Source organism: Thermohalobaculum xanthum (assembly GCF_016623495.1).
Lineage (GTDB): Bacteria > Pseudomonadota > Alphaproteobacteria > Rhodobacterales > Rhodobacteraceae > Thermohalobaculum > Thermohalobaculum xanthum.
Genome location: NZ_JAEHHL010000002.1, coordinates 1 through 12,713, shown reverse-complemented (window position 1 = coordinate 12,713; position 12,713 = coordinate 1). Strand labels below are relative to the sequence as shown.

Annotated in this window: 9 protein-coding genes; 5 read left to right on the top strand and 4 right to left on the bottom strand. The window is 63.6% G+C overall.

Going from position 1 to position 12,713, the window contains the following annotated elements; all coding sequences use genetic code 11:
* Window positions 1-31: 31 nt before the first annotated feature.
* The 4 genes from H0I76_RS05060 to H0I76_RS05045 all read left to right on the top strand — a co-directional run bounded on the left by H0I76_RS05060 (window position 32) and on the right by H0I76_RS05045 (window position 5,945).
* Window positions 32-1,102 carry a ligand-gated ion channel gene (locus H0I76_RS05060; RefSeq protein ID WP_200607905.1) on the top strand — a complete coding sequence of 357 codons (1,071 nt, stop codon included), beginning with the start codon at window positions 32-34 and terminating at the stop codon, window positions 1,100-1,102.
* A gap of 533 nt (window positions 1,103-1,635) precedes the next feature.
* Window positions 1,636-3,486, top strand: coding sequence for a DUF3604 domain-containing protein (locus H0I76_RS05055; RefSeq protein WP_234455142.1), 1,851 nt, complete (start codon window positions 1,636-1,638; stop codon window positions 3,484-3,486).
* A 429-nt stretch (window positions 3,487-3,915) separates the two neighbouring features.
* Window positions 3,916-5,349, top strand: a complete 1,434-nt coding sequence (locus tag H0I76_RS05050; RefSeq protein WP_200607900.1) for a GAF domain-containing protein — start codon at window positions 3,916-3,918, stop codon at window positions 5,347-5,349.
* Between the two features lie 263 nt (window positions 5,350-5,612).
* Window positions 5,613-5,945, top strand: a complete 333-nt coding sequence (locus H0I76_RS05045; protein ID WP_200607898.1) for a GYD domain-containing protein — start codon at window positions 5,613-5,615, stop codon at window positions 5,943-5,945.
* Between the two features lie 812 nt (window positions 5,946-6,757).
* Here the strand turns inward: H0I76_RS05045 and H0I76_RS05040 are convergent.
* Genes H0I76_RS05040 through H0I76_RS05025 form a run of 4 tightly spaced genes read right to left on the bottom strand, consistent with a single transcriptional unit; the run spans window position 6,758 to window position 10,220 of the window.
* A complete protein-coding gene (locus tag H0I76_RS05040; RefSeq protein ID WP_200607896.1) occupies window positions 6,758-7,201 on the bottom strand; it encodes a MaoC family dehydratase in 444 nt (147 codons plus the stop codon).
* A 10-nt stretch (window positions 7,202-7,211) separates the two neighbouring features.
* The gene (locus tag H0I76_RS05035) at window positions 7,212-8,378 is read right to left on the bottom strand and encodes an NAD(P)/FAD-dependent oxidoreductase (protein WP_200607894.1); all 1,167 of its coding nucleotides are present in this window, start codon (window positions 8,376-8,378) and stop codon (window positions 7,212-7,214) included.
* Window positions 8,379-8,392: 14 nt separating this feature from the next.
* Window positions 8,393-9,622: an NAD(P)-binding domain-containing protein gene (locus tag H0I76_RS05030; protein WP_200607892.1), complete on the bottom strand. Its 1,230-nt coding sequence runs from the start codon at window positions 9,620-9,622 to the stop codon at window positions 8,393-8,395.
* Window positions 9,623-9,653: 31 nt separating this feature from the next.
* Window positions 9,654-10,220 carry an OsmC family protein gene (locus H0I76_RS05025; protein WP_200607890.1) on the bottom strand — a complete coding sequence of 189 codons (567 nt, stop codon included), beginning with the start codon at window positions 10,218-10,220 and terminating at the stop codon, window positions 9,654-9,656.
* A 231-nt stretch (window positions 10,221-10,451) separates the two neighbouring features.
* Here H0I76_RS05025 and H0I76_RS05020 point away from each other — a divergent pair, with 231 nt between their 5' ends.
* On the top strand, window positions 10,452-12,044 hold the full coding sequence (locus tag H0I76_RS05020) for a winged helix-turn-helix domain-containing tetratricopeptide repeat protein (protein WP_200607888.1): 1,593 nt from the start codon (window positions 10,452-10,454) through the stop codon (window positions 12,042-12,044).
* The last annotated feature ends 669 nt before the right edge of the window (window positions 12,045-12,713 follow it).

The window sequence follows — 12,713 nt, the reverse complement described above, 5'->3', positions numbered from 1 at the left end:
CCGCACCGGCGGTAGAAATGGGCACGATCTCATGAAGACGGTTTTCTGTTTCGTAGGGACTCTCGTCCTGATTGTTCTTTTTCAGACGCCCGCACCGGCGCAACTTCCCGACCCTAGCGGAGAGATCGCTGGCCAGCAAAGTGCCTCCCAACTTCCAAATACGCCCATGCATCCTCGCCCCACTAAATGGGGCGAGCCGACCAAAGTCGGCGCCGCAATCTATGTCCTCGACGTCGATACGGTCGATTCTGCGAACCAGAGCTTCTCGGCCGGCATCTATTACGCGGCGACGTGGCGCGATCCGTCCCTTGCCCATGCGGGCCCTGGACCTAAGGTCGTTCCCACGAGTGCTGTATGGACTCCGCGTCTCGGCATCGTCAACCAGCAGCAAGCATGGAACGCCTTGCCGTCGTTTGTCGAGGTCTTGCCGGACGGAACAGTCGTGCTGCGGCAGAAGACGTGGGGCTGGTTCTCGCAACCCTTCGACCTTCGGGAGTTTCCCCTTGATCGGCAAAAGCTGACAATTCACATGGTCGCCGCCGGCCTGTTTGAGTCCGAGGTACATATGGTTCCCGCTTCTGGGCCGCATGGCCGCCGCTCCGGGATTGCCGAGACCTTCTCGCTTCCCGATTTCCGGGTCGTGGATTGGATGGCAGAGCCCCGCGGCTACTTCCCGGTCAAAGGGGAGGTCGGAACCGCGGGTTTCATTCTTGAACTCACGGTCGAGCGCATCCCGAACTATTATTTTTGGAAGTTGATCGTCCCACTCTGTCTTATTGTCGCTATGTCGTGGGTGCCGCGCTGGATTGATTCGAAGGAAGTTGGCACAAGCATAGGCATCGCGGCGACGGGCTTTCTTACGCTCGTCGCCTATTTATTCGCGACTGCCGTGCTCTTGCCCAAGGTTCCTTATTTCACGCGGATCGATCAGTTCATCCTGCTGTCGACGCTCTTGGTGTTTTTCAGCCTAGTACAGACCGTCTTACATTCATACATTGCCAAGCACAGTACGGTGGCACGCGTCGAGCGCATTAACTACTGGTCCCGACCTCTTTATCCGATCTCATTGCTCATTGTGCTCACGGTCTCGTTCGCGCTCTGACGACTTGCTCGCGTCGTTCGATACGCCTCCCGAGTGGCCGCTGAGGCCTCATTTGCGTGGCTATCCCACCATGCCACAGCACCGATTTATTCAACAGAATCGGTTCGAAGCGGTCATTCGATGCGACGATTAGCTGTGGCACCTACGGGCCGAGAGCGACGCCGGCGCAACGGTCGGCTGCGGACGGAGAGCGGTGATCCGCTGCTCCGATCATGAACGGCGCCTCCGCGGACGAAGCCGACAATGGACGGTCGGCCGCTTCCGGCCCATTGCTGCCATCGGGGCCTCGCGCCGCCAAGGTCCGCTGCGAGCCCAAAGCCGACGAACGCGTCCCTTTGCGCACTTTAAAGCATCCTTCGATTGCCTTCACGTTTCTTGATCGCCGCGCGAGATGAACAGCTTGCTTTGATCATGATCAATGCGTCTAACCCAGGATATTTGCAGCCTGTGTCAGGGTATCTTTTGCAGGCGGGAATACCATGAAAGCTGTTTTGCAAGGTTTGGGGCTGTCTGTACTTTTTGCGAGTGCAGCATTGGCGCAAGGCTACGTGGGCGACGTCGCGATCCAGGAGGACGACGTGAAGCTTGGCGCGCGTCAGTATTCGCCCTTCCTCGACCAGTCCTACCCGAACCGCGTGTTCTGGGGCGACACGCACCTGCATACATCTTACTCGACCGACGCCGGCATGATCGGCAACACCCTCGGCCCGGACGAGGCGTTCCGCTTCGCGCGCGGCGAGAAGGTGCGCGCGTCCATGGGCGAGTACGCGCAGCTGATCCGGCCGCTGGATTTCCTCGTCGTCGCGGATCATGCCGAGAACCTTGGCCTCGCGCCGATGATCGCGGAGTCGAATCCCGGCCTGCTCGCCAACGACTGGGGCCGCAAGCTGCATGACATGGTCAAGGGCGGCGATCCGATCGCGGCCTATATCGAGTGGGGTGCCGCGCTCAACGAGGCGGTCGACATGATCCAGGACGACACCCTGCAGCGCACGATGTGGAACCGCATCGTCGACAGCGCCGAGCGCCACAACGCGCCCGGCGTCTTTTCGGCGATCCACGGGTTCGAATGGTCCTCGGGGCCGGACGCGAACAACCTGCATCGGGTCGTTATGTTCCGCGACGACGCCGACAGGGTCGAGGGCCTGGTGCCCTTTTCCACCTATAACAGCACGGATCCGGAGGATCTGTGGGACTGGATGGAGGCCTATGAAGCCGACACCGGCGGGCGCGTCATGGCCTTTGCCCATAACGGAAACCTCTCCAACGGGCTGATGTTCGACGATGTGCGGATGAACGGCGAGCCGATTGATATTGCCTACGCCGAGCGACGAACGCGGTGGGAGCCGCTCTACGAGGTCACCCAGATCAAGGGCGACGGCGAGACCCACCCGGCCCTGAGCCCGAACGACGAGTTCGCCGATTACTACACTTGGGATCGCGGCAATTTCGGCACCGAGCTTAAGACACCGGACATGCTGCCGCGGGAATACGCGCGGCAGGCGCTGGCGCGGGGCCTGAAATACGAGGCGGAGATCGGCGCCAACCCCTTCAAGTTCGGCCTGATCGGCGCGACGGACAGCCACACGTCGCTTGCCACGACTCGAGAGGACAATTTCTTCGGCAAGGCGAGCATCGTGGAGCCGGGCACCGGCGCGGCGCGCTACAAGGATTTCATCGTCCAGCCGGTCATTCTGGGCGAGGACATCGCGATCCGGCACTACGAGACGCTTGCCTCCGGCCTCGCCGCCGCATGGGCGCGGGAGAACACGCGCGAGGCGATCTGGGATGCGTTCAAGCGCAAGGAGGTTTACGCCACCACAGGCTCGCGCATCACCGTGCGCGTCTTCGCCGGCTGGGACTTCGAGGCTGGAGAGGTTCACCGCCCCGACTTCGCCGAGACGGGCTATGCCCGCGGCGTGCCGATGGGCGGCGACCTGTTCGCGGGACCCGAGGGCGCCGCGCCCACGCTGATGATCCGCGCCTTGCGCGACCCGGACGGGGCGAACCTGGACCGGATCCAGGTCGTCAAGGGCTGGGTCGGGGCCGATGGCGAGCCGCAGACCAAGGTGTTCGACGTGGCCTGGTCGGGCGACCGCGCCCTGGGTGCGGACGGCAAGCTGCCGCCCGTGGGCAGCACGGTGCAGGGCGCGGATTTCACCAACACGATCGGCGCGGCCGCGCTTGGCGGCCACTGGGTCGACCCCGAATTCGACCCCGCGCAGCGTGCCTACTATTATGTACGCGTACTGGAGATCCCGACGCCCTCCTGGCTCGCCTACGATCAGGCGTTCTACGGCAATATCGACCTGCCAGAGGACGCGGTGATGGCCCAGCAGGACCGCGCCTACACGTCGCCGATCTGGTACACGCCCGGAAGCTGAACTTGGAGCCGGCAGAAATGTCGGCTTCGTCCGCAGAGCGGTCGTTGGTGCGCCGTGCAGCGAACGACTGCTCTGAGCCCCGAACGGTCATTCGCCGCGGTGCCCTTGACGACCATTGTGGGAGGGCAGTTGTCCTTCGCCGCAGCGAGGACGGATGACCGCTAAGGGCCGAGATCGACGCCGACACGACGGCCGGATTGGGCGGGAAGCAGACGTTCGCTGCGCGTAATGCGAAGGTCGGCTGGGCCTACGAGAGCGTCCTCCGACCAAATCCACCAAATAATCAACTCTCGAGCCAAAACCGACATGGACGGATCGGCGCCGCTGTAAGATCCACATTCTTGAGTGTGTCCCGTTTGCGCTCAAGTAATTCTCGGCGCCATGATAGGATTAATAAGGCTTGAATCCTTCAGGTTTCGGGAGAGGCTCGTGGGACCGCGAAGCACAGCCGACGGCATTCAGGGACGGGTCGATGCCGCGAAACCCGGATCCACGCCGACGGACACGAACACCGACCCTGACGACTCGCGACAGCGGCTCGAAGCCCGCATGAACGAGCTCTCTGAAGCGCTTGAGAAGACAACCCGCGAGCTTCAGCTGTCGCGCGACATCCAGGGAGCCACATCAGAGGTCCTGAAGCTCATCAGCCGCTCTGCCGGTGCTCTCCCACAGGTGCTTGAAATGCTCCTGAAAACGGCGTCACGGCTGGGCCACGCCGATATCGGCACACTCCGCCATCGTGACGGCGATATCTACCGACTGGCGGCCACCTACGGCTGCAAGGCGGAATGGAAGGCAGATTTCGAACGGTATTCAGAGAAGCCGGACCGCGGCTCGGTCTACGGGCGCACCATGATCGAGGGGTGTACGGTGCATATTCCGGACGTGCTGCGCGACAAGGAGTTCACCCGCCACGAGGCTCAGAAACTAATGGGCTTTCACTCGGCACTCGGCGTCCCCCTGATGCGTGGGAGCGACCCAATTGGCGCCCTAATCCTCTTCCGCTTCGAGCGGGGCTCCTTCACTCCCGAGCAGATCGCGATGGTCGAGACATTCGCCGACCAGGCAGTGATCGCGATCGAGAATGCCAGATTGTTTGCCGAGATTCGGGAGAAGAGCCGGCAGGTGGAAGATCAGGCAGGCCAGCTTGCAGATTGGAACAAGACCCTGGAGACGCGGGTTGCAGATCAAGTCGATCAGATTGGCCGCATGTCCAAGCTGACCCGGTTCCTCTCTCCCAAGATCAGCAACCTGATCATGGCCGGAGAGGCCGACGATCCGTTGAAGACGCGACGCTCGGAGATCACGGTCGTCTACGTGGATCTGCGCGGGTTCACTGCGTTCACCGAGACGGCCGATCCCGAGGAGGTCATGCAGGTCCTGCGCGAGTATCACGTGGAGCTCGGGCGTGCGATCACGGCTTATGACGGCACGATCGAGCACTTCGCCGGTGACGGCGCGATGGTCCTGTTCAACGCTCCCGTCCCGATTGAAGAGCATGAACTTCAGGCAATCCGGATGGCGATCGACATCCGGGATTCCGTCGGCGCGCTCGCCTTGGGTTGGCGGAAGCGCGGATGGGACTTGGGATGTGGTGCCGGCATAGCTGGCGGCTACGCCACCTTGGGCACGATCGGCTTCGAAGAGCGGCTCGATTACAGCGCGATCGGTACTGTCTGCAATTTGGCCGCTCGACTGTGCGACGAAGCGGCAGACGGGCAGATCCTGATTTCGCCGAGAGTGCTCGTGAAGGTGGAGGAGCGTATCGAGGTCGCATCCATCGGTGTGTTGGATCTTAAGGGCTTCCAAAGGCCTGTTTCAGTTCATAACGTCGTGGGATTGTGCGGCTCAAACGACGCATAGAATCCGCTGACCCCTTATCTCCACCTGATGGGCGCTAAAACTGTAAGTCCCCACTCCGCCGGAGTGGCGAGTTCACAGCCGTTGTCCCACGGGCGTGCTCGCGGCAATGCCTTTGAAGCTTCGCGACCGGCGGGATACGGCAGGACACTGGAAGATGGAGCCGCCCAGCAGGAGTTCCCGCGAGAGATAGATTCATCGAGTGCGGTAACCGCGGGAGTGGTATCTTTCGCCGGCGGCGAGGGCGACCTCTGAAGGAGGTTCTTATGGCTACCTTCTTACTCCAATTCTCCTACTCGAGCGCATCGACAAAGGCTCTCATCGACAAGCCCCAGAACCGCCGAAAATTGACGGAAAAGATGATTTCGTCGGCTGGCGGAAGCGTGAAGGAAATGTATTTTTGCTTCGGAGATTTTGACGGCCTGGCAATCTGTGAATTCCCGTCGAATGTCGAGGCGGCCTCTGTGGCGCTTGCAGTCGGTGCGAGCGGCGCATGCTCGAAATTCAAGACGACGGTCTTGATGACGATGGAAGAGTCCCAAGAGGCGATGAAGAAGGCGGGGAAGGTCAGAAAGGCCTATTCACCACCGACCGCCTGATTTCGAGGCTCCCGAACGGCCATTAGAGAAGCCTTAGCAGTAATCTGAGCGTGTCCGCATCGGGCTTGGCACGCCCAATCTCCCTCTGGCCCGCCGTGGGGATTCTCGCAAGGCGAGTGACTGCAAGACTTATCAACTCGGTCAGTGAGTGCTTTGCTCCTCCTTCGTCAGCGCGAAGTGGGAAGCAAGGCACGCTGATAAATAGCAGAATTTTCTGCAATTGTCTCAATTTGATACATGTAAACTGCCGTTTTCTTAGGCAAATGAAGATTTCCTATTTGGTTCAAGGTCGAAGCGTTCAGCCAACGTCGATGTGCACAGGCTTCTCCACAGAATCTGTGGATACGCCGCGTGTGCAAGATGGAGGGCAATGACCTGACTTCACAGCACAGACGAAATTTCGCCCGTTACTCAAGCTCTGCTCTACCGCTCGACATCAGTCTGGGGCCGAGAGCGTCGCCGGCACGACAGCCGGGAGCGGAAAGCGGCACTTCGCTGCGCGGCTATTGAACGTCCTCCTTGCGCCCATGCGGGCGCGCGCGGCGCCCGCATGGGCGGTCGTCGTTGGCAAGCGAAGCATTCTTCAGTACAGCGGGCACTGCATCGGCTGCCGGCAGTTCACCTTCGGGACCGTCTGGCCGAAATCGCCGAGACCGCGGAATAAGACCGAACCGATCGCGAGTGAGACAGCCAGGCCGAGCCAGGAAATTCGCGTCCCGATCCTTTGCGACATCTATCCTCCTTGGTTCGCGGCTGCCGTGTAGAACTGCGCTCCAACAAAGTTATTCGAGTCCCAAAGCTTATCGAGTGGGTCACTTCAGCGGCATGGTGTAGGTAACGGCCGTCCCAGTCACGCAGTCCGCTCCGGTGGCATCGGCGACCCGTGTTTCGAGCTTGCAGATCGGCTTGTCCTCGCGCACCTCCGTGACTGTCACGGTGGCGGTGATGGTCTCGCCGACCCGCACGGCCTTGAGGAAGCGCCAGTGGGTCTCGAGGAACACCGTGCCGGGCCCGGGCAGGTCCTCGGCCACCGTCGCGTTCAGGAGCCCCGTCGTGACGCCGCCCTGCACGACAATCCCGCCGAAGGGGGTGGCTGCCGCCAGCGCCTCGTCGAAGTGCAACGGATTGCGGTCGCCGGTCATCTCCGCAAAGCGCTCGACATCCGTCGCCGTCGTGGTGCGCGTGCGGTTGGCGGTGGCGCCGACATCAGGCTTTCCGGCGATCGTGCGTTCCCAAATTGGCTTCGTATCGGTCATCACTTTCTCCTCAGGCAACCAGCCGTGGCGTCTCGGTGCGCATCATGTGGGCGTGCTCGTGCTTCATCGCTGCGCTCAACTGGGCGTGCAACTCCTTCAGACTTTCGAAGGTCCAGCCGAATCCGGCGATTTCGTCGGTCAGGGCAAACAGGTGGCGGGAGAGGTGATCTCGCGCCTCCTGGTAGGGCCCAAGTTTATCGGGGCCGGACCGAATTACGGCTTCCGCCAGCAGCTCGGCGTCGCGCAGCGCGTCGGTGATGCCGTGCGCCGTGATCGGGTCCTTGAAGTAGCCCGCGTCCCCAACGAGCGCCCATCCGGGCCCGTGGGCCTGGCGCATGTGGCCGGGCGCACCAACATATCGGCGAAGCTCGATCTCGGCGTTCCCGGCGACAGCCTCGCCGATTCCAGGATCGAAGCTGGCCACCAGCCGCCGGTGCCCGGCCTCCGCGTCGGTGCCAACGACGTCACGATAACGGGCGCGCGGGACGAAGGCACAGACGCAATGGGCACCGTCGTTCGTCGGGATGACGGCCATGTGCGCCCCCGGGCGGAAATACCAGCGGTAGCCGCGGTCCGGGATGCCAGGGAAATAGCCGAATATGCCGGCCGAACTGTTCTCGGTGGCCGAGAGCAGCCGCGAACCAACGAGCCCAGCAAGCGTGGACTGACGCCCGTCCGCGCCAATCACGAGAGCCGAGTGCTCCTCGTGAAGCTGGCCTACCGAGGAGCGGAGGATCGCTCCCGAGACCCGCCCCGCATCGTCCCGCACGAGACCCTCGAGGGAGGTGGCATATCGGACCTCGGCGCCAGCCGCCATGGCGGCGTCGGCGAGCGCTCGGTCGAGCACCGTCCGGCGCGGCGCGCAGAGCGCGTCGACCCCGTCGCCAGGCTTGATTTCGACCGCGACCTCCTCGCCGCCGTAGACGAAGGTTGTCGTCCTGACCGCCGGCGTGCCGGCAGCACGGATCGCCCCGAGAATACCCCAGCGATGAAGGAGGGCGACCCCGGTGCGCATCAGGGCGTGGGTCGAGAGCGTGTCGCTGCCATAGGCGCCGCGGTCCACGACCAGGACCCTCGCCCCGGCGCGGGCCAGCAACATCGCCGTTGCCGCCCCGGCGCAGCGGGCGCCGATCACGATGGCGTCCCAGCGCCGCTCTTGCTTGCTGCGATCCGGCATCGTGTTTTCTCCTCTCATGCCGCCCGGCGGCCGAGGCCGGCCAGGACGTGGTCCGCCAGGTCGCGGGCATCCGCGCCGGCGCCATCGATCAGTGTGGATTTGCGCCGCCGCATGAACGGCAGCCCCATGACAGTGAGCCCGGGCAAGACGATCCCGCCGTCGTGGACGAGGCGCCCCTTCCGGTCGAAGACCGGTGCGTCGAGCCAGCTGAAGTCGGGCCGGAAGCCAGTCGCCCAGACGATCGAGGCGATCTCGCCACCGGCAAGGTCGAGTTCGAGGCGCGGCGAGGCGGGCACCCGGGTGGGCTCGAACCGCTCCGGTTCTATCGCTCCGTCGAGCCCCTGGCGCATTGCCCAGTCGTCGATCAGGGCGAGCAGGCGGTTCATCTTGAGGTCGGCCATCGCGCAGTGGTTCGCGAGCGCCCCGGAGAACTGGGCCCTGCCGTCGCGGATGCCGACGAGGCGGCCGACAACCTCAACCCCGAGCGCGCCGAGCGCGTTGAGGTCGAGCATGCCGGGCATGCCGGCGAGCTGGAGCGAAGGCGTCCGGCGAACGCGCGCGAGATCGTCGACCTCGTCATAGCGCTGGTCGAGCAGACCGACCGCCTCCATCCACCACTTGATGTCACGGCCGCGGTAGCGGCGCGGGACCCGAACATGCTCGCCGACCGAAAGGACGACGGGGCGGCCGGAAAGCCTGATCTCACGCGCGAGTTGCACGCCGGTCGCGGACCCGCCAACGACGAGAACACCGCCCTCCGGCAGGTCCGAGGGCCGACGGTAGTCGACCGGTGTCGCCATGCTGATGCCGGGCGGCACCCCGGCCGCGCAGCCGGGCACCGTGGCGATGTTGCAGGCGCCGGTCGCCATGACGAGCGACCGGCACATGAAGTTGCCGGCCGTGGTCTCGATCCGCCAGCCCGCGCCACCGGGGCTGACCCGTCGGACCGAGACCCCGGTCATCACCGGCGCCTCGATTCGCCCGGCATAGGCCGACAGCCGGCCTATGATCTCGGGCATCGACATGTAGCCGTCCGGGTCGGGGCCATCATAGGCTTGGCCCGGCAGTCGGCTCATCCAGTTGGGGGTGAGCAGACGCAGCGAGTCCCATCTTTCCGTGCGCCAGGTGTTAGCGACCTCGCCGCGCTCGAGAACGACATGCTCCACCGAGCGTGCCGTGAGCTCGGCGCTCATCGCGAGGCCACATTGGCCGGCGCCGATGATGATGGTCGACAGACAGCGCATTGGACTCATTCCCTGGCTGGAGAGGGCCGCCTCAGGCGACGGACACCTCGACGTTGGTGGGGTTGGTCACGATGTCGAACACGGCCGACCGCTTCTGCGACTGGGCGATCACCGCGCGGATCTCGTCATCGGTCGCGTCGGCATCGACATGGAACGTCACCCGGATGGCGCTGAAGCCGTTGCGGACATCCGGGTCGATGCCGAGGATGCCGGCAATGTCCATGTCGCCCTCGACGGTCGCACGGACAGAGCGGAGCTGAATGCCGCGGCGCTGCGCGACCGCGGCCACACCGGCGCTAAGGCAGCCCGCGAGCCCGGAGAGCACGATCTCGACCGGCGTCGGAGCCTTGTCCTCTGCGGCAAAGACCGTCGGATGATCCGAGTCGATGGTGAAGCTCTGCGCGCGCGCCTGCTCGGCGCCGAGGCCGTGGAAGCCGGACACGGTCGAGCGGCTGTGCGTGCCGTTCATCCATTCGCACTCTGCCCTCCAGGTGAACTGTCCGGCCTCGGGGGCGGCCTCGAGCGCTTCGCGCGCGCCCATCAGCGCAGCCACGTTGACGCCGTTGTCGGCGGTCTCGAATCTCGTCTGAATGGTCATCAGGGCCTTCCTTCTGATCTGGATTGGAGCCGTCGGAGCGGTTCAGTGATCCATCCGGCGGCAATGCGGCGACCCTACGCCGGCGCCAGACTCCGCGCTTGCGGACAGGCTGGAGAGTCGCTGGAGATTTCGTGGAGATTGGAGGCGCACGGGTGGTGGCGCTTCCCCCGGACCCGTTCCCGGGGTATTTTCGTGACGCGTGACGACACGCTCCGTCAGGAGTTTGACAACATGCGCTACTCGTTCGGAGAGTTCACTCTGGATCCGGGCCGGCTGGAGCTCGCCCGCGGGGGGATGCAGCTTCCCCTCGAGCCGCAGGTCTTTGACGTGCTCCACCACCTCGTCGAGCATCGCGACCGCGTGGTCAGCGCGCAGGAACTGGTCGACACCGTCTGGGGCGGACGCATCGTGTCGGACGCGGCCATCACGAGCCGCGTCCGCGACGTGCGCCGGGCGCTCGGCGATGACGGCAATACGCAGCGCTGGATCCGCACGATCCGGGGACGCGGTTTCCGCTTCATGGGCGAGGTGCTCGAGCACACGCCATCGGGAGTTGCGCTGGCAAATGTGGCCGGGGCCGCACAGGGCGATCCCGGGATCTCCGAGCGGATCGTGACAGAGGTGCTGTTCCGCCCCGCGATCGCGGTGCTTCCGTTCGAAGACCACTCTGAGGCGTCGGACAGGTCATATCTCGCCGACGGGCTGACCGACGAGGTGATCGGCGCGCTCTGCGCGTGGCGCTGGTTTCCGGTGATCGCCCGCAACACGTCGAACCTCTTCCGGGGGTCGAGCCTGCCGGCGGCCGAGATCGGGCGACGCTGCGGCGCGCGTTACCTGCTCCAGGGCTCGATGATCTGCGACAGCGGCCGTGTCCGGCTCTCGGTGAGCCTCGTCGATGCCGAGGGGGACGTGCTCGTCTGGAGCAGCCGGATCACGCGGCAACTCGACGATCTGCTGACGCTTGAAGACGAGATTGCCACGGAGACTGTCGCCCGACTCGAGCCAGAGATTCAGGGCGCAGAGATGCGGCGGGTGCTTCGCAAAGCATCGACGGACCTGACGGCCTGGGACCTCGCAATGCGTGCGAAGTGGCACGTGTTCCGGGGCCAGGACGGCGATTTCCGGGCAGCCGAGAACCTTGCGGCCGAGGCCGCAGAGCGCGAGCCGGGCTGGTATCTCCCCTACACGCTGATCGCGCAATCCCGCTTCCAGGCTGCGATGTCGGGGTTTTCGGGGTCGGACACGCGGGTCGCCTTCTCGGGAACGCTCGCGGCGGCTCGCCAGGCGCTGGAGATCGACCGAGGTGCGTGGCTTGCGCATGCCCTGACCGGGGTGGGCGAGCTCTGGACCAATTTCAACCACGACCGCGCGCTCGAGCATGTGTACCGCGCCATCGAGCTAAACCCGAGTGCGGCGCAGAACTATCATTTCGGAGGTTGCATCACGGGCTTCGCGGGTGACCCCGCGACGGCGAGGATCCATCAGAGCCGGATCGCCAAGCTCGATGCGGTTTATCCTTACGCGGCGGTCATCGAGTCTGACCTCGGCCTCTGGCATCTGCTTGATGGTGACTACGACCAGGCCGAGTCGCACTTGGTACGTGCGGAAACTTTGGATCCGCAGTATCCACGCGCTCTGCAGCGTCGGATCGCGCTGGCGGGCCTACAAGGCCGGCGGGACGTCGCGCAGCGAGCGCAGCAGCAGCTCCGGGCCCTCGGTTCGACGCTCGATATCGAGGCGATCCTGGCGTCGTATCCTTTCCGCAAGGAGGAGCATCGCGCGCTCCTCCGCGCGGGTTTCCTTCGTTCGGGTCTCAATGCCTGAGCGCAACGCTGAACGCGCAATCTTCGATATAACTATAACTGCCAATTCCTGATCGAGCGCGGACTACAGCGCGCAAGGACTCGAAGCAGTCGTTCGTCGCGGCGAACGGGGAGGGCGGATTTCGTCCGGAAGCTGCCAACCGCTAAATGTCGGCTTCGTCCGCGTAGCGGTCATTGGTGCGGCATACAGCGAATGACCGCTCTCCTCCCTTTCCGGACGTTCATGCTCAACGCGGTGAAGGTCCGGTTCGAGCCCGGGGCAGTCGTCGGTTCAACGCGCAGCGGCTGACGTGACGGACAGAGAGCGGACATTTGGTGCGAACTCGTATCTGCAAGTACATTATGCGAAAGCAGCTATTTTGAATAGTCAGATCAAATTTAAGCAGGCGGCGCAGCGACATGGTGCCCGCCAGTCTTCAGAGAAAATAGTTCTCTTTAAGATAGGCGTGCAATCCGCGAATCTCATTTCTAGCCAATCTAGTCGAAACCCGACTTCTGCTTAATGCAAGAGCTCTAAGAGCATATTAGAGCCGATTGGCAATGCCACCTTTCAATGAATAGATGTTACCATGTTCAGGCCGTTGGGCAGCAGCGTTTCCCGGGCATGGTCAAAATGAAGGTTCCTTAAGAATGAAAAAGACCGCTCTGGACACCACGGACATTCGCATCC